At 67.6% G+C, this 16,185-nt stretch carries 18 protein-coding genes; 13 read left to right on the forward strand and 5 right to left on the reverse strand.

Going from position 1 to position 16,185, the window contains the following annotated elements; genetic code table 11:
* Nucleotides 1-6 precede the first annotated feature (6 nt).
* Nucleotides 7-642 carry a hypothetical protein gene (locus SY26_RS05120; RefSeq protein WP_045999496.1) on the reverse strand — a complete coding sequence of 212 codons (636 nt, stop codon included), beginning with the start codon at nt 640-642 and terminating at the stop codon, nt 7-9.
* 144 nt (nt 643-786) lie between these two features.
* On the opposite strand from SY26_RS05120, the gene purB reads away from it, so the two are divergent.
* The 4 genes from purB to gap all read left to right on the forward strand — a co-directional run bounded on the left by purB (nt 787) and on the right by gap (nt 4,474).
* Entirely contained in the window at nt 787-2,100 is a 1,314-nt protein-coding gene (gene purB, locus SY26_RS05125) for an adenylosuccinate lyase (protein WP_045999497.1), read from the forward strand.
* A 73-nt stretch (nt 2,101-2,173) separates the two neighbouring features.
* Nucleotides 2,174-3,184, forward strand: a complete 1,011-nt coding sequence (locus SY26_RS05130) for a FliG C-terminal domain-containing protein (protein ID WP_127898176.1) — start codon at nt 2,174-2,176, stop codon at nt 3,182-3,184.
* A 53-nt stretch (nt 3,185-3,237) separates the two neighbouring features.
* The gene (locus SY26_RS21515; RefSeq protein WP_045981171.1) at nt 3,238-3,381 is read left to right on the forward strand and encodes a hypothetical protein; all 144 of its coding nucleotides are present in this window, start codon (nt 3,238-3,240) and stop codon (nt 3,379-3,381) included.
* Nucleotides 3,382-3,472: 91 nt separating this feature from the next.
* Nucleotides 3,473-4,474 (forward strand): type I glyceraldehyde-3-phosphate dehydrogenase, encoded by a 1,002-nt coding sequence (gap, locus tag SY26_RS05140; protein WP_045999498.1) that lies wholly within the window; start codon nt 3,473-3,475, stop codon nt 4,472-4,474.
* Between the two features lie 65 nt (nt 4,475-4,539).
* On the opposite strand, the gene SY26_RS05145 is transcribed toward gap, so the two are convergent.
* A complete protein-coding gene (locus SY26_RS05145; protein WP_045999499.1) occupies nt 4,540-5,292 on the reverse strand; it encodes an SDR family oxidoreductase in 753 nt (250 codons plus the stop codon).
* A gap of 63 nt (nt 5,293-5,355) precedes the next feature.
* On the reverse strand, nt 5,356-5,673 hold the full coding sequence (locus SY26_RS05150) for an antibiotic ABC transporter (protein ID WP_232303263.1): 318 nt from the start codon (nt 5,671-5,673) through the stop codon (nt 5,356-5,358).
* A 157-nt stretch (nt 5,674-5,830) separates the two neighbouring features.
* Here SY26_RS05150 and pyrC point away from each other — a divergent pair, with 157 nt between their 5' ends.
* From pyrC to SY26_RS05195, 9 genes are all read left to right on the forward strand, one after another.
* The gene (gene pyrC / locus SY26_RS05155; RefSeq protein WP_045999500.1) at nt 5,831-6,874 is read left to right on the forward strand and encodes a dihydroorotase; all 1,044 of its coding nucleotides are present in this window, start codon (nt 5,831-5,833) and stop codon (nt 6,872-6,874) included.
* Nucleotides 6,871-7,542: an orotate phosphoribosyltransferase gene (locus tag SY26_RS05160; protein ID WP_045981167.1), complete on the forward strand. Its 672-nt coding sequence runs from the start codon at nt 6,871-6,873 to the stop codon at nt 7,540-7,542. Before pyrC ends, SY26_RS05160 begins: the two co-directional genes overlap by 4 nt.
* Nucleotides 7,543-7,638: 96 nt before the next feature.
* Complete coding sequence (locus tag SY26_RS05165; protein WP_084693681.1) at nt 7,639-9,141, forward strand: replicative DNA helicase; 1,503 nt, start codon at nt 7,639-7,641, stop codon at nt 9,139-9,141.
* A 4-nt stretch (nt 9,142-9,145) separates the two neighbouring features.
* A complete protein-coding gene (locus SY26_RS05170; RefSeq protein ID WP_045981166.1) occupies nt 9,146-9,496 on the forward strand; it encodes a DMT family protein in 351 nt (116 codons plus the stop codon).
* A gap of 174 nt (nt 9,497-9,670) precedes the next feature.
* The gene (locus SY26_RS05175; RefSeq protein WP_045999501.1) at nt 9,671-10,858 is read left to right on the forward strand and encodes a multidrug effflux MFS transporter; all 1,188 of its coding nucleotides are present in this window, start codon (nt 9,671-9,673) and stop codon (nt 10,856-10,858) included.
* Between the two features lie 60 nt (nt 10,859-10,918).
* Entirely contained in the window at nt 10,919-12,316 is a 1,398-nt protein-coding gene (locus SY26_RS05180; RefSeq protein WP_045999502.1) for a short-chain fatty acyl-CoA regulator family protein, read from the forward strand.
* Between the two features lie 194 nt (nt 12,317-12,510).
* A complete protein-coding gene (locus SY26_RS05185; protein WP_045981163.1) occupies nt 12,511-13,791 on the forward strand; it encodes a DUF5930 domain-containing protein in 1,281 nt (426 codons plus the stop codon).
* Nucleotides 13,781-14,263, forward strand: coding sequence for a polymer-forming cytoskeletal protein (locus SY26_RS05190; protein WP_045999503.1), 483 nt, complete (start codon nt 13,781-13,783; stop codon nt 14,261-14,263). Before SY26_RS05185 ends, SY26_RS05190 begins: the two co-directional genes overlap by 11 nt.
* 162 nt (nt 14,264-14,425) lie before the next feature.
* A complete protein-coding gene (locus SY26_RS05195) occupies nt 14,426-15,142 on the forward strand; it encodes an SDR family oxidoreductase (protein ID WP_045999504.1) in 717 nt (238 codons plus the stop codon).
* Here SY26_RS05195 and coaD read toward each other — a convergent pair.
* A complete protein-coding gene (coaD, locus tag SY26_RS05200) occupies nt 15,139-15,630 on the reverse strand; it encodes a pantetheine-phosphate adenylyltransferase (RefSeq protein ID WP_045999505.1) in 492 nt (163 codons plus the stop codon). The genes SY26_RS05195 and coaD overlap by 4 nt on opposite strands.
* A gap of 91 nt (nt 15,631-15,721) precedes the next feature.
* Nucleotides 15,722-16,183, reverse strand: coding sequence for a CBS domain-containing protein (locus tag SY26_RS05205; RefSeq protein WP_045981159.1), 462 nt, complete (start codon nt 16,181-16,183; stop codon nt 15,722-15,724).
* Nucleotides 16,184-16,185 lie beyond the last annotated feature (2 nt).

The following is a 16,185-nucleotide window of genomic DNA, read 5'->3' on the forward strand; positions in this document are numbered from 1 at the left end:
GGCGGATCAGATCCGGGTGTCGTCGGATTGCGGGCGCGGGGCACGCTGCTGGACGGGACCCGGATTGGGACCGGGCGCACCATTCAGGATGGCACGCAGCTGATCGGCCGCAGCCACGAAATCGCCCACGATGGTCGTCGCCTGGCTGGAAACGCCGCGGAACGACTGGAACGCCCCTGCCAGCGACTGCGCGACGCCGTTCAGACCGTCCGACAGGTCGGTCGCGGTGCGCGTCAGGTCCTTGGCGAAATTGCCGCTGCGGCCGCGCGACGCCTTGGCGCGCAGACGGGCGGCATGGGCGTTGTCCTCGCGGGCCTGGGCACGGACGCGGCGGCGCATCGCCTCGCGCTCGTCCTCTTCCAGATGGGCGAACCGGGGGGCGGCTGCCGGGCGATAGGCCGGGCGGGGCGCATCGTCCGTTCCGGCCAGCTTGCGCGCAGCGATGGCCGCGGCGGCCGTTACCCCTGCCATGCCCAGCGCGACGCCGGCCCAGACCACGGCCTTGGCGACGGTCGAGGTGTCGTCCGTGCGGCGCGACTGCGGGCCACGATGGCCGGCAGGCACGGGGCGCGGGCCAAAGCGGGTCTGGCTGGTGCGGTCGGCCTCGGTCAGGGGCGGGCAGGGGGTCTGGGGGCGGCGCATGGCAATCTCCGGTCGGTTGTCGCGTCTGTTGCCACCGAACCCCCCTTGCGCGGGGAATGTTCCCGCAAAGCCAGCCGGGGCGCATGAAAACTTGCCCCCGCCCCCCTGCCCCGCTATGCCCCGACCCAGCAAAAGGAGCCCGCCATGATCCCGCGTTACAGCCGCCCCGAAATGGTCGCCATCTGGTCCCCCGAGACCAAGTTCCGCATCTGGTACGAGATCGAGGCCCATGCCTGCGACGCGCAGGCCGATCTGGGCGTGATCCCGCGCGAGAATGCCGAGGCCGTCTGGAAGGCCCGCGACGTCCAGTTCGACGTGGCCCGCATCGACGAGATCGAGGCCGTCACCAAGCATGACGTCATCGCCTTCCTGACGCATCTGGCCGAGCATGTGGGCGCCGACCAGGCGCGTTTCGTCCACCAGGGCATGACCAGCAGCGACGTGCTGGACACCACGCTGAACGTGCAGCTGGTCCGTGCCAGCGACCTGCTGCTGGCGGGCATGGACCGGGTTTTGGCCGCGCTAAAGGCCCGCGCGCATGAACACAAGGACACCGTCCGCATCGGCCGCAGCCACGGCATCCACGCCGAACCGACCACAATGGGCCTGACCTTCGCCCGCTTCTATGCCGAGATGGCCCGCGGTCGCGCGCGCCTGCAGGCCGCGCGCGAGGAGATCGCCACCGGCGCGATCAGCGGCGCGGTGGGCACCTTTGCCAATATCGACCCCGCCGTCGAGGAGCATGTCTGTGCGAAGCTGGGCCTGCGCCCCGAACCGATCAGCACCCAGGTCATCCCGCGCGACCGCCATGCGATGTTCTTTGCCACCCTGGGTGTGATCGCCTCCAGCATCGAGAACATCGCCATCGAGATCCGCCACATGCAGCGCACCGAGGTCCTGGAGGCCGAGGAGTTCTTCAGCCCCGGTCAGAAGGGCTCGTCAGCGATGCCCCACAAGCGCAACCCCGTCCTGACCGAGAACCTGACCGGTCTGGCGCGGCTGGTGCGCATGTCGGTCATCCCCGCGATGGAGAACGTCGCCCTGTGGCACGAGCGCGACATCAGCCATTCCTCGGTCGAGCGCGCGATCGGACCGGACACGACCATCACGCTGGATTTCGCGCTGCACCGCCTGGCGGGCGTGGTCGAGAAGCTGGTGATCTATCCAGAAAACATGCTGCGCAACATGAACCAGTTCAAGGGTCTGGTCATGTCCCAACGGGTGCTGCTGGCCCTGACGCAGGCCGGCGTGTCGCGCGAGGACAGCTATCGCCTTGTTCAGCGCAACGCGATGAAGGTCTGGGAAAAGGGCGCCGATTTCCGCACCGAACTGCTGGCCGATGCCGAGGTGACCGCCGCCCTGACCCCGGACGAGATCAACGAGAAGTTCGATCTGGGCTATCACACCAAGCATGTCGACACGATCTTCGCCCGCGTCTTCGGCGCCGACCCGCTTTAATTTCGGGTCGCCGTCAACCTTGCGTTAAGGCTGTCGTGGCAATCTGCCGTCGGATGCGATGACGGAGGCGGCGATGACGGGCCAGACAGGGCTGAACCAGCGGCAGAAGGCGGCGGTGATCGTGCGCCTTCTGCTGGACGATGACGAGGTCGCGGGACTGGACCGCCTGAACCCCAATGCCCAGACCCTGCTGGCGCAGGAGATGGCGGGGATGGAGCTGATCGACCGCAACACCCGCGACGCCGTCATCACTGAATTCTGCGACCGGCTGGAATCGGTCGGCGTGACCTTTCCGGGCGATCTGGACGGCACGCTTGCCATGCTGGGTGCACGGCTGTCGGACGACAGTTCTGACGCCCTGCGGCGCACCGCGGCGATCACCGGGCAGTCCGACCCCTGGGTGCGCCTGTGCAACCTGCCCAAGGAATCCCTGATCGCGCTGGCGAATGCCGAATCCGTCGAACTGGTGGCGCTGATGCTGTCCAAGCTGCCGGTCGAGGCGGCCTCGGCCACCTTCATCGCCCTGCCCCGCGACCGGGCGCGCGTGGTGGCGCAGGCGATGTCGATGACCTCGGGCGTGACGCCTGCGGCGCTGCGCCGGGTCGGGCTGGTGCTGCTGCAGGCGGCCGAGGCGCTGCCCAAGCCCGCCATCGCCACGCCGGCCTGCGACCGCATGGGCGCGATCCTGAACTTTGCCACCGCCGATCTGCGTGACGACGTGCTGGGCGCGCTGGACGAACGCGACATGGAATTCGCGGATGGCGTGCGCAAGGCGATCTTCATCTTTGCCCATATCCCCACCCGGATCGAACCCCGCGAGGTGCCCAAGATCGTCCGCGAACTGGATCAGACCACGCTGGTCCGCGCCCTGGCCGCACCGGCCGAGGCCGATGCCGCGGCTGCGGAGTTCATCCTGTCGAACCTGTCGCAGCGCATGTCCGACGGCCTGCGAGAGGAGCGGGAGGCCTTGGGCAAACCCCGTCCCAAGGATGTCGAGGAGGCAATGACCGAGGTCATCAGCGCGATCCGCCGTCTGCAGGAGGCGGGTCAGCTGACCCTGAAGATGCCGCAGGACGACGAATAGGGTCTTGGCGCGGGCAGGCCCCCGCGCGATAACCCCGGCGACCGGAGGCGCAGATGACCAACCAGATCGCGATTGCCCTGCTGCTGCTGATCGCCGCGGCCTTTGCCGTGGACCATGTGTGGCTGGACGGACACCTGCCGCTGATGGCCGCGCGAGCAATGGATCGGTTGATAGAGTATCTCAGCTTCTGGCGCTGACGGGCGGGGCTGCTGCCCGTTTCGGCATTTGCATCGCCCCTGCCGCCACGCTACACCACGGGCAACCATCACCTGCTCGAGAGGGATACCCATGGCAGTCAAGGTCGCCATCAACGGCTTCGGCCGGATCGGTCGCAACGTCCTGCGCGCAATCATCGAATCGGGCCGCACCGATATCGAGGTCGTCGCCATCAACGATCTTGGCCCGGTCGAGACCAACGCCCACCTGCTGCGCTATGACAGCGTCCACGGACGCTTTCCGGCACAGGTCACGGTGTCGGACGACAGCATCGACGTGGGCCGCGGCCCGATCAAGGTCACCGCGATCCGCAACCCGGCCGAACTGCCCTGGGGCGATGTCGACGTGATCATGGAATGCACGGGCCTGTTCACCTCCAAGGAGAAGGTGCAGGCGCATCTGTCCACCGGTGCCAAGCGCGTCCTGATCTCGGCCCCGGGCGAGAACGCGGACAAGACCATCGTCTATGGCGTGAACCACGACACGCTGACCAAGGACGACCTGGTCGTCTCGAACGCCAGCTGCACGACGAACTGCCTGTCGCCGGTGGCGAAGGTCCTGAACGACACGATCGGCATCGACCGCGGGTTCATGACCACGATCCACAGCTATACCGGCGATCAGCCGACGCTGGACACGATGCACAAGGACCTGTACCGCGCCCGCGCCGCGGCGCTGTCGATGATCCCGACCTCGACCGGGGCCGCCAAGGCCGTGGGGCTGGTCCTGCCGGAACTGAAGGGCAAGCTGGACGGCGTGGCCATCCGCGTGCCGACGCCCAACGTCTCGGTCGTGGACCTGGTGTTCGAGGCCAGCCGCGACACCTCGGTCGCCGAGATCAACGGCGCCATCAAGGCGGCCGCCGACGGCCCGCTGAAGGGCGTCCTGGGCTATACCGAGGAATCGCTGGTGTCGTCCGACTTCAACCACGACCCGCATTCGTCGATCTTCCACATGGACCAGACCAAGGTCATGGAGGGCCGCATGGTCCGCATCCTGACCTGGTACGACAACGAATGGGGCTTTTCGAACCGCATGTCGGACACGGCCGTGGCGATGGGCAAGCTGATCTGACACCCCCGCCGGACCAAAGGAAAGGGCCCCGTTGCGGGGCCCTTTTTCATGGCAAGACGCCACATTCAGTCGGCATAAATCATCCGCACCGTCATGCCGCCATCGACCACAAAACGCTGGCCCGTCACGAACCCGGCCTCGTCCGAGGCCAGCCACGCGACCAGCCCGGCGATATCTTCGACCCGGCCGACGCGGCCCACGGGATGCTGATTGCGGTCGGCGTCGGAATGGTCCGCATCGCTGCGGTTCGCGGTCTTCTGCCACGGCCCTGTGTCGATCCAGCCGGGCAGGATGCAGTTCGCGCGCACCTTGGGCCCCAGGCTGACCGCCAGCGCATGGGTCATCGCGACCAGCGCGCCCTTGGCCGCGGCATAGGCCTCGGTGTCGGGTTCCGATTGCAGCGCACGGGTCGATGCCATCGTGACGATGCTGCCCCGCGCCTGACGCAGCAGGGGCACCGTCGCGCGGATCACCAGAAACGCCCCGGTCACGTGGCTGTCCTGCCACCGCTGCCAGTCCTCAAGGCTCAGATCCTCGATGGGGCCGCTGACCGGGTCGGCGATGCCCGCATTCGACACCACCAGGTTCAGACCTGCCCCCTTCAGCCAGCCCTGTAGGGCCAGCATTCCCTGCGCCACCTGCCGTTCGTCGCCGACATCGATGGGCAGGGCCAACAGGCCGGGATCGGCCGCGCCGATCTCATCCAGCGCCTCTGCATCCAGATCGAAAACCGCGACGCGCCAGCCGTCTGACCGCAGGCGGGTCACGATGCCCCTGCCGATGCCCTGTGCGCCGCCGGTGATCAGTGCCGTCTTCATCCGCCCGCTCCATCCCGATGTTGCGTCATGGACCAACGGGGCGGATGCACGGCTTGTTCCGCCTCAGCCGGCCTTGACCGCGGACAGGCGCCGGGAATTTGCGCGGGTCCGTCGGGCATAGGGACGCATGCCGGCCGACAGCATGCGTTCGGCGCTGTGCCCACGCATCCCGGCGCTGGCCATCGCGAACAGCGATTCCGATACCGCAGCCTGCTTTTCGGCGACCATGCGGAACGGCTCTCCGGGGGCCTGGACCATCAGGCCCATCATCCCCGCCATGCGCAGCCCGATCACCATGTTCGATTCGATCGCGATCCGCGCGAACTGGGACGCAAGCCGGGCCTGAGCTGCGGGAAGAATCATCGGCATCATCGGGTTCATCGGCGAGGGTCCTTTCGGCTGCCATCACAGGAACTGCCCGGCAAAGCCACATTGCGCCCCATGGCGCAGACACTCAACCGCGACTTTCGGACAGGGTTCCCGAAATCTGAACGCGGCTGCTTGGCAAGACGGTGCTGCCGTGGTTAGAGGCAGCCTCATGACACAGACGCTGACCCTTCGCCGCCCGGACGACTGGCACCTGCATCTGCGCGACGGCGCGATGCTGGCCGCGGTCGCGCCGCATTCCGCGCAATTCGGCCGCGCGATCATCATGCCCAATCTGGTGCCGCCGGTCACGACCGGCGCCCAGGCCGCCGCCTATCGCGACCGCATCCGCGCCGCCCTGCCCCAGGGTGCCGCGCTGGACCCGCAGATGGTGCTGTACCTGACCGACGCGACGGACGCGGCCGATGTCGTGGGCGCGTTCCGGGACGGGATCATCCGCGCGGTCAAGCTGTATCCGGCGGGTGCCACCACGAACAGCGCATCGGGCGTGACCGATTTCGACCGCGTCCAGCCCGTGCTGGAGGCGATGGCCGAGGCCGGCGTGACGCTGTGCGTGCACGGAGAGGTCACCGACCCGTCCGTCGATATCTTCGACCGAGAGGCCGTGTTCATCGACACGGTCCTGGACCCGCTGCGCCGCCGCACGCCTGGGCTGCGCGTTGTGATGGAGCATATCACGACCTCGCAGGGCGTCGATTACGCCCGCGCGGGCGGCGACGACCTGGGCGCGACGATCACCACGCATCACCTGGTCATCAACCGCAATGCCATCCTGGCGGGGGGCATCCGGCCGCATTACTACTGCCTGCCGGTCGCGAAACGCGAATCCCACCGCCTGGCGCTGCGCGAGGCCGCGACCAGCGGAGATGCGCGGTTCTTCCTGGGCACCGACAGCGCGCCGCACACGGACGCGGCGAAGCTTCAGCCCTGCGGCTGCGCGGGCTGCTTCACGGCGCCGAACACCATGTCGATCTTGGCGCAGGTGTTCCAGGACGACGGTGCGCTGGACCGGCTGGAGGCCTTTACCAGCCTGAACGGCGCGGCCTTCTATCGCATGGCGCCGAACGAGGACCGCATCACCCTGACGCGCCGCGACACGGCCGTCGACTATCCGGCGCAGATCACCGCGGGCGACGAGACCGTCACCGTGTTCGACCCCGGTTTCCCGCTGTTCTGGCATCTGGAGGACCAATGAGCCTGACCTTCCCCGCGCGCGACGAGATCGCTCGCCTGACCGCCCGGATGCTGCTGGAAATCAAGGCCGTCGACTTCAACGCCGCCCAGCCTTTCACCTATGCGTCCGGTCTCAAGGGGCCGACCTATGTCGATTGCCGCCGCATCATCAGCTTTCCGCGCGTCCGCGCCACGCTGATGGATTTCATGGCAGCGACGGTCATGCGCGACGCGGGGTTCGAGGCCTTCGACAACGTCGCGGGCGGTGAGACCGCGGGGATCCCCTTCGGCGCGCTGGTCGCCGAACGCTTGGGCCTGCCGATGACCTATGTGCGCAAGAAACCGAAAGGTTACGGCCGCAACGCCCGGATCGAGGGCGTGATGACCGAGGGCCAGCGGGTCCTGCTGGTCGAGGATCTGACCACCGACGGCGGCAGCAAGCTGTCCTTTGTCGACGCGATCCGCGAGACGGGCGCGACCTGCGCGCATACGGCGGTGATCTTCTACTATGGCATCTTTCCGGAGACCACGCAGCGGCTGGCCGATCACGGCGTGGCGCTGCACCACCTGTGCACCTGGTGGGACGTCCTGGCCGAAGCCCGCGCCCAGGGGGCCTTCGACGACGCGACCCTGACCGAGGTCGAGGCCTTCCTGACCGACCCCCGCGCCTGGCAGGCGGCAAACGGCTGATCCGGGGTTATCCCCAACAAACTGCGGCCGGCCCCATGACGCGGCCGGCCGCTTCGGTTTAATCTGGACCGCAACCAACGAAGGGGCAGGCAGACCATGAGCACTCTCACCGTCACCAGCGCGCATTTCATCGTTCCCGGACAGGCCGACGGGCCCGAGGACAAGCAGGCCATCCCCTTTTCGCTGGAGGCGGAGCAGCAGTTGCTGGGCGCGCTGCTGACCAACAACGACGTGTTCGACCGGGTTAGCCAGATCATCAAGTCGGACCATTTCTATCACCCGGTCCATGCCCGCATCTTCGACATCTGCGCCGAACGCATCCGCCGCAACGCGCTGGCCAGCCCCGTCACGATCAAGGCCTTCCTTGAGAACGACGACGGCCTGAAGGAACTGGGCGGCCCGGCCTATCTGGCGCGCATGGCAGCGGCGGCGATCAGCGCCTATGCCGCGCGCGACTATGCCCAGATGATCCGCGAATTCGCCCTGCGGCGCGAGTTGATGACCCTGGGCCAGGACATCGCCGCTCGCGCCGCCACCGTCGAGGTCGGGGACGACGCCGAGGAGCAGATCAAGGCCGCGGAACAGACGCTCTACAAGCTGGGCGAGGCCGGGGTGGCCGAACGCGGGTTCCAGTCCTTCCTCAAGGCCGTGACCGGCGCGGTTCAGGTGGCCAACGCCGCCTATCAGCGCGACGGCAAGCTGTCGGGGATTTCCACCGGGCTGATCGACCTTGACGGCAAGATGGGCGGTCTGAATAATTCGGACCTGATCATCCTGGCCGGCCGCCCGTCGATGGGCAAGACCGCGCTGGCGACCAACATCGCCTTCAACATTGCCAAATCGCACAAGCTGGGCGAAAAGCCTGACGGCACCCAGGGCTCGATCGAGGGCGGCGTTGTCGGCTTCTTCAGCCTCGAGATGTCGGCCGAACAGCTGGCCGCCCGCATCCTGTCCGAGGCCGCCGAGGTGCCGTCCGAACGCATCCGCAGCGGCAACATGGACGAGGGTGAATTCCGCCGCTTCGTCGAGGCCGCGCATGCGCTGCAGAACTGCCCGCTGTTCATCGACGACACGCCCGCCCTGCCCATCAACCAGCTGGCCGCCCGCGCCCGCAAGCTGAAGCGCACGCATGGGCTGGACGTGCTGATCGTGGACTACCTTCAGCTCTTGAAGGCCGCGACCGCCAAGGACAGCCGCGTGAACGAGGTGTCCGAGATCACCCAGGGCCTCAAGGCCGTGGCCAAGGAGCTGAACATCCCCGTCATCGCCCTGTCCCAGCTGTCGCGCCAGGTCGAGAACCGCGAGGACAAGCGCCCGCAGCTGTCGGACCTGCGCGAATCCGGCTCGATCGAGCAGGACGCCGACATCGTGATGTTCGTGTTCCGCGAGGAATACTACAAGGAACGCGAAAAGCCCTCGGACAGCGACCTGGACGCGATGGCCCGCTGGCAGCAGGTGATGGAGAACGTCCATGGCAAGGCCGAGGTGATCCTGGGCAAGCAGCGCCACGGCCCCATCGGCACGGTCGAGCTGGCCTTCGAGGGCCAGTTCACCCGCTTCGGCAACCTTGCCCGCGACCGCCAGAGCCAGTGGGACTGATCCGATGACCCTGCCGGTTCCCGTCGCCACGATCGGCCTGCTGCTGGCCTCGAACATCTTCATGACCGTCGCGTGGTACGGTCACCTCAAGTTCAAGACCGCCCCCCTGGTGACGGTGATCTTCATCAGCTGGGGCATCGCCTTCTTCGAATACCTGATGCAGGTGCCCGCGAACCGCATCGGCTACGGCTATTTCAGCGCCGCTCAGCTCAAGACCATCCAGGAGGTCATCAGCCTCTCGGTCTTCGCGATCTTCTCCTGGGTCTATCTGGGCGAACGGATCGGCTGGCAGCACGGCGTGGGCTTCTCCCTGATCTGCCTCGGCGCCTGGTTCATCTTCCACGACTTCGGCTGATCGCGGGGGTGGCCCGGAGGGGGCGCCGCCCCCGCCGGCGGGGGGTCCGGGGGGCCGGCCCCCCGGCTCGCTGCGCGGGACGCAATCCATCTGGCGCATCCCCCCGCAGCCGCGCTATTGATTTCGCGCGGAGGTTTTGCAGATCGTGCATTCCGCCCCTCGAAAGGTCCGACCATGCGCACGCCCCCCCATCTTCTGACCCTTGTCGCCCTGTCCGGGGTGTCCGCGCTGTCGATGAACGTGTTCCTGCCCTCGCTGCCCGGCATGGCGCGCGATTTCCAGGTCGATTACGGCGTGATGCAGCTGTCGGTCTCGGCCTATATCGGGGCCAGCGCGGTCCTTCAGCTGCTGGGTGGCCCGCTCAGCGACCGCTTTGGCCGCCGGCCCGTGGTCATTTGGGGGCTGATCGGCTTCCTGCTGGCCACCGTCGGTACGCTGCTGGCCACCACGGCCACCACCTTCCTGGTCTTCCGGCTGGCGCAGTCGGTTATCACCGTCTGCATGCTGGTCCCCCGCGCCGTGATCCGCGACCTCTATGACGGCGATCGCGCCGCCTCGATGCTGGGCTACGTCACGATGGGCATGGCCATCGTGCCGATGATGGCCCCCGTCTTCGGCGGCGTCCTGGACGAGTTGTTCGGCTGGCAGGCCAACTTCGCCGTCATGGGCCTTCTGGGCATCGCCGTCCTGGCGCTGGCCTATCGCGACATGGGTGAGACGGTCCGCGGCGGCGGGATGAGCCTGCGCGCCCAGATGGTCAACTATCCGATCCTTGCCCGATCGCATCGGTTCTGGGGCTATTGCCTGGCCGCGACCCTGTCGTCGGGGGCGTTCTTCGCCTATCTGGGAGGCGCGCCCTTCGTCGGGGAACAGGTCTTCGGCCTGACCCCCGCCCAGGTGGGCTACTGGTTCGCGGCGCCCTCGATCGGGTATCTGCTGGGCAACTTCCTGTCGGCGCGCTTCTCTCCGGTGATGGGCCTGAACCGGATGATCCTGATCGGCGCGGTCATCTGCCTCGTCGCGCTGTCGGCCGCGCTGCTGGTCGACCTGTCGGGCGTGGTGCACCCGCTTGTCTTCTTCGGCGCCATCGCGCTGATGGGGCTGGGCAACGGCATGGTCCTGCCCAACGCCAATGCCGGCATGATGAGCGTGCGCCCCGAACTGGCCGGGACCGCGTCGGGCCTGGGCGGCGCCCTGGCCGTGGCCGGCGGCGCAGCGCTTTCGGCGCTGGCGGGCGCGCTGCTGCAACCGGGCAGCGGCGCCACGCCCCTGCTGGCGATAATGTGTGCCTCCGCCCTGGGCGGGCTGCTGGCGATCACCTGGGTGCTGCGCCGCGAACGTCAGCTGGCCCTGCAGGGCTGAACCCCTTGCCCGACCGCCTTTGCAACCGCTAGAACCGGCTTTGCAAACGGGGGACGGGACGTGGCGACACAAAAGATCTATGCCGGCAGCGCGCTGCGCGAAACCCGCGCCCGCGCCGCCCTAACCCAACGCCGCTTTGCCGAAAAGCTGGGCGTGTCCCTGCCCTATCTGTCCCAGATGGAGAACAACCACCGCCCCATCAGCGCGGGCGTCCTGCTGCGCCTGGCGCAGGAATTCGGCGTCGACCTGACCACCCTAGCGGCAGGCGATGCCGAACGGATGGTCATCGACATGCAGGAGGCCCTGGCCGACCCGCTGTTCGATGCAGCACCCCCTTTGGCCGACCTGCGCCTGGCCGCGACCAATGCCCCGGTGCTGGCCCGCGCCTTCCTGGACCTGTACCGCGCCCATCGCGAAGGCCAGGAACGCCTGGCCGCCTTGGACGAGGCGATCGGCGCCGCCAGCCAGAACAGCCTGTCGACCCCATGGGAAGAAGTTCGTGACTTTTTCCACTATTGCGACAACTACATCGACGCCGTCGACCGTGCGGCCGAACGCTTTGCCTGCCCCGACGGGCGGCGGGGCGACCTATGGGCGATGGCGGTTGCAGCCCTGGCCGCCAAGGGCATCCGTGTCCAGCTGACCGAGCTGCCTGCCAACGCGGTCTTCCGCCGCGACGGCGAGCAGCTGCTGGTCAATGCCGCGGCCGAGGCGCCGACCCGCCTGTTCCAGCTGCTGCATCTGGTGGCCCTGGAACGCCAGTCCGACCTGCTGGAGGCGACCCTGGACCTGGCACGCTTTCGCAGCCCCACCGCCCGCCAGATCGCCCGCCTTGGCATGGCCAACTATTTTGCCGGCGCCGCGCTGATGCCCTATCGCGCGTTCATGGCCGCGGCGCAGGCCGAACGCCACGACCTGGAACGGCTGTCGCACCTGTTCGACGCGTCGCTGGAACAGGTCGCGCATCGGCTGTCCACGCTGCAGCGGCCGGGCGCCAAGGGGGTGCCGTTCTTCTTCGTGCGCGTCGATCAGGCGGGCACGATCACCAAGCGCCATTCCGCGACCCGCCTGCAATTCGCCCGCTTTGGCGGTGCCTGCCCGCTGTGGAACGTCCATCAGGCGTTCGAGCAGCCCGGCCGCTTCCTGCGCCAGCTGGCAGAGACGCCGGACGGGGTCCGCTACCTGCTGCTGGCACGCGATGTCTCGAAGCATGCGGGCGCCTTCAATGCGCCGGTCCGCCGATTTGCTATCGGGTTGGGGGTCGAGGTCGCGCATGCGGGCGGGCTGGTCTATGCCGACGGGCTGGACCTGACCAAGCCGCGCGCCTATCAGCCCATCGGGATCTCGTGCCGGATCTGCCCGCGCCCGGACTGCCATCAGCGGTCGGTCCCGCCGATCGACCGACCGCTGCGAATCCCCGCGGATCGTGATGGCCCCCTGCCCTATGAAATCACTTAGGTTTCTCGCCCCCAGGTTGCGCTATTGGCGGATCCTTGCCGATAAAGGCAGGGTTCCGCCAATGCGGGGAACCAGACCGTAGGGTCTTGTTGCCAAGAAGGCACAGCTGCTGTTTACCCGTGACCGAACGGAACAACCCGCCGAACTGCTGACAACGGCGTGCCTTCGAGGGACAGTATCTGACAATGACGGTGATGGATCGACTGAACGCGTCGCTGGAAAAGTGGCTGCCGGAGCAACGCCTTTTCCTCCGCTCGGATGATACGACACGCTTTGTCCGACTGCGCCCCGTGACCCAGATGGTCGGCATCAGCGGCATCACGCTGGTCTTCGGCTGGACGCTGGTGGCCAGTTCCTTCCTGGTCATCGACGCCGTCAGCTCGGGCAACACCCGCGAACAGATCCAGCGCAGCCAGGCCGCCTTCGAGGAACGCCTGGCCGAGCTGCAGGCCGAACGCGACGCCCGCGCCGCCGAGGCGCTGGCCGCGCAATCGCGCTTTGCCGTGGCGCTGGACCAGGTCTCGCAGATGCAGTCGCAGCTCCTCTCCTCCGAGGAGAGCCGCCGCGAGATGGAGACCGGCCTGGCTGCCGTCCAGTCCACGCTGCGCGACACGCTGGCCGATCGCGACACCGCCGTCGCCGCCGCCGATGCGGGCACGACCCCCGCCCCCGACCGGACCGAGGAATTCTCGGTCGCGCTGGACATCCTGTCGGGAGAGCTGCGCAGTTCGGCCGACCAGCGGTCCGAAGCCGTCGAGGAGGCCGAGGCCGCCAAGCTGACCGCACAGGAACTGACCGTCGAGCGCGACCAGATCCTGGCCCGCAACGACGAGATCCTGACTCAGCTGGAGGACGCCGTGACCGTGTCCGTGGCCCCCCTGGACGAGGTCTTCCGCAATGTCGGCATGAACCCGGACGAGGTTCTGCGCACCATCCGCAGCGGCTATTCCGGGCAGGGCGGACCGCTGACGCCGATGTCCTATTCGACCCGCGGCAACGCGGCGCTGACCGACACCGAACTGAAGGCCCGCCAGATCATCGTCACGCTGGACCAGATGAACACCTATCGCATCGCGATCGAGAAGCTGCCGCTGGCCATGCCGGTCACCGACAACTTCCGCTATACCTCGGGCTTCGGCCGCCGGTGGGGTCGCATGCACGAGGGCATCGACATGGCCGGTCCCGTCGGCACGCCGATCCACGTCACGGGCGACGGGGTCGTGACCTTTGCCGGGCGCAGCGGCGCCTATGGCAACCTGATCAAGATCCGCCACGAGCTGGGCACCGAGACCCGCTATGCCCACCTGAGCCGCATCCATGTAAAAGTTGGCGATCGGGTGTCGCAAGGCGACCGGATCGGTGATATGGGGAATACCGGACGCTCGACCGGGCCGCATCTGCATTACGAAGTGCGCATGAACGGTCGGGCCGTGGACCCGATGAGCTTCATCAAGGCAGCAGACAATGTTCAGTAAGACCCGCGTGACCGAGACCCGCCCGACCCCCGACGCAGCCCCGCAGGCGGCCCCCGTCGCGCCCGAGCGCAGCACCCCCGAGGCGCAGGCACCGGCCTCCGCACCCCGTGCGCGCGTGGCACCCTCGGTCCTGTCGGCGGACCTGACGGTGACGGGCAACATCAAGACGCAGGGCGACATCCAGATCGAGGGCACGGTCGAAGGCGACATCCGCGCCCATCAGCTGACCATCGGCGAAACCGCCACCATCAAGGGCGAGATCGTCGGCGACGACGTCATCGTCAACGGTCGCGTCATCGGTCGCGTGCGCGGCCTCAAGGTCCGCCTGACCGCCACCGCGCGGGTCGAGGGCGACATCATCCACAAGACCATCGCCATCGAATCGGGCGCCCATTTCGAGGGTTCGGTCCAGCGCCAGGAAGACCCGCTGAACAACGGCGGCACCAAGAAGCTGGCCCCGCCGACCGAGTGATCGGCCCCTGCCACCCGTCTCGACAAGGCCCGCGTTTCGCGGGCCTTTTTCATGGATTGCGGTCCCCCTGCGATGCGGGTCCAATGCGCGCGAACCGCGGAACGGCGACGGGTGCCCATGCGGGCGGGCCCGTCACGGGATAGGCGATCACGGGAGAAAATGATGAGAAGCATTCTGATCACGGGCGCCGGCAGCGGCATCGGGCAGGCCACGGCGCGGCTGTTCCTGGACCGCGGCTGGCGCGTGGGGCTGGTCGGGCGCAGGCCCGAACCCCTGCACCAGACCGCCGACGGGCATGACGGCGCGCTGGTCCTGCCCTGCGACATCACCGACGACGCCGCGGTCGAGGCGGCATTCGCGCAGGCCGTCCGCAGCTGGGGCCGCCTGGATGTCCTGTTCAACAATGCCGGACGCGCCGCCCCGCTGGCCGATCCCGACCATCTGTCGCCGGACGATTTCCGTGACGTGATTGCGACCAATGTGACGGGCATGTTCCTCTGCGCGCGCGCGGCCTTTGCGGCAATGCGGGCGCAGTCGCCCCAGGGCGGGCGGATCATCAACAACGGCTCGGTCGCGGCCCATGCGCCGCGGGCGGGGTCGGTCGCCTATACGATGTCCAAGCATGCCGTGACCGGCCTGACGCGCAGCCTGTCGCTGGACGGGCGCGCGGTGAACATCGCCTGCGGCCAGATCGACGTGGGCAATGCCGCGACGCAGTTGCTGCGCGAGGCCGCCGCCCGCGATCCCGATGCCGAACCGGTGATCGACGTCGCCACCGTGGCCGATGCCGTCTGGCACATGGCAACGCTGCCCCAGGGCGCGAATGTTCAGTTCATGACGCTGATGGCGACCAACATGCCCTTCATCGGGCGCGGCTAGCCATAGCGGCGCAGCAGCGCGTCCGCGACCGGGGGGGTGACGAATTTCGACACGTCCCCGCCCAGGCGCGCGATCTCCTTGACCAGCTTGGAGGCGATGGCCTGGCGCCGGGCGTCGGCCATCATGAAGACGGTCTCGATGCTGCTGTCCAGGGCACGGTTCATGCCGACCATCTGGAATTCGTATTCGAAATCGGCCACCGCGCGCAGGCCGCGCACGATGATGCTGGCACCCACGTCGCGGGCACAGTCGATCAGCAGGTTCTCGAACGGGTGGACGACGATCTCTCCGCCGGTCTTGGCGACGATGGCGTCGCATTCGGCCTGGACCATGGCCACGCGCGCCTCCAGGTCGAACAGCGGGCCCTTGTCGCGGTTGATCGCGACGCCGATCACCAGACGGTCGACCAGCGCCATCGCCCGCTGGATGATGTCGATATGTCCAAGCGTGATCGGATCGAAGGTTCCGGGATAAAGGCCGATGCGCATGGATGTCGCGTCCTTGGGGTCATGGTCCTGACCCCAAGGCAAACCGCATTTGACCCCGGATTGCAAGATCGTGAACGGCTGCGACGATGCGTCAGCTGCCCATGATCATCCCGGTCAGGGCTTCCTTTTCGGCCGCCAGCTCCTTCAGGCGCCCGCTGACCGCATCGCCGATCGAGATCACGCCCAGCATGTCGCCCTGACCGTCCACCACCGGCATGTGGCGGAACCGCCCCTGGGTCATGCGCTCCAGGATGGTCAGCGCGTCCTCTCCGGTGGTGCAGGTCTGGACCTGGGTGGTCATCACGCCGCTGACGGGTTGGGACAGCACGTCAGGTCCGTGTTTGCCCAGCTGACGGACGATGTCGCGTTCGGACAGGATGCCTTCGGGCCTCCGGCCATCGGTGGACACGACCACCGCGCCGATGCGCTTTTCGGCCAGCAGCGTCGCGGCCTCGCCCAGGGTGGTGGTCGGCGCGATGGTCACGATCGTCGCGGAATCGATCCACGGCTTGGCATTGTCGGACTTCATCGACAGCAACTGTTTGACCAGCATCA

Source organism: Paracoccus sp. 228, assembly GCF_000967825.1.
In the GTDB taxonomy this organism is placed as follows: Bacteria; Pseudomonadota; Alphaproteobacteria; order Rhodobacterales; family Rhodobacteraceae; genus Paracoccus; species Paracoccus marcusii.

What these genes read in the sequence shown, in the direction of transcription:
- SY26_RS05120 (WP_045999496.1), bottom strand. Translation starts at nt 642, where the DNA reads ATGCGCCGCCCCCAGACCCCCTGCCCGCCCCTGACCGAGGCCGACCGC.
- purB (WP_045999497.1), top strand. Translation starts at nt 787, where the DNA reads ATGATCCCGCGTTACAGCCGCCCCGAAATGGTCGCCATCTGGTCCCCC.
- SY26_RS05130 (WP_127898176.1), top strand. Translation starts at nt 2,174, where the DNA reads ATGACGGGCCAGACAGGGCTGAACCAGCGGCAGAAGGCGGCGGTGATC.
- SY26_RS21515 (WP_045981171.1), top strand. Translation starts at nt 3,238, where the DNA reads ATGACCAACCAGATCGCGATTGCCCTGCTGCTGCTGATCGCCGCGGCC.
- gap (WP_045999498.1), top strand. Translation starts at nt 3,473, where the DNA reads ATGGCAGTCAAGGTCGCCATCAACGGCTTCGGCCGGATCGGTCGCAAC.
- SY26_RS05145 (WP_045999499.1), bottom strand. Translation starts at nt 5,292, where the DNA reads ATGAAGACGGCACTGATCACCGGCGGCGCACAGGGCATCGGCAGGGGC.
- SY26_RS05150 (WP_232303263.1), bottom strand. Translation starts at nt 5,673, where the DNA reads ATGAACCCGATGATGCCGATGATTCTTCCCGCAGCTCAGGCCCGGCTT.
- pyrC (WP_045999500.1), top strand. Translation starts at nt 5,831, where the DNA reads ATGACACAGACGCTGACCCTTCGCCGCCCGGACGACTGGCACCTGCAT.
- SY26_RS05160 (WP_045981167.1), top strand. Translation starts at nt 6,871, where the DNA reads ATGAGCCTGACCTTCCCCGCGCGCGACGAGATCGCTCGCCTGACCGCC.
- SY26_RS05165 (WP_084693681.1), top strand. Translation starts at nt 7,639, where the DNA reads ATGAGCACTCTCACCGTCACCAGCGCGCATTTCATCGTTCCCGGACAG.
- SY26_RS05170 (WP_045981166.1), top strand. Translation starts at nt 9,146, where the DNA reads ATGACCCTGCCGGTTCCCGTCGCCACGATCGGCCTGCTGCTGGCCTCG.
- SY26_RS05175 (WP_045999501.1), top strand. Translation starts at nt 9,671, where the DNA reads ATGCGCACGCCCCCCCATCTTCTGACCCTTGTCGCCCTGTCCGGGGTG.
- SY26_RS05185 (WP_045981163.1), top strand. Translation starts at nt 12,511, where the DNA reads ATGGATCGACTGAACGCGTCGCTGGAAAAGTGGCTGCCGGAGCAACGC.
- SY26_RS05190 (WP_045999503.1), top strand. Translation starts at nt 13,781, where the DNA reads ATGTTCAGTAAGACCCGCGTGACCGAGACCCGCCCGACCCCCGACGCA.
- SY26_RS05195 (WP_045999504.1), top strand. Translation starts at nt 14,426, where the DNA reads ATGAGAAGCATTCTGATCACGGGCGCCGGCAGCGGCATCGGGCAGGCC.
- coaD (WP_045999505.1), bottom strand. Translation starts at nt 15,630, where the DNA reads ATGCGCATCGGCCTTTATCCCGGAACCTTCGATCCGATCACGCTTGGA.
- SY26_RS05205 (WP_045981159.1), bottom strand. Translation starts at nt 16,183, where the DNA reads ATGCTGGTCAAACAGTTGCTGTCGATGAAGTCCGACAATGCCAAGCCG.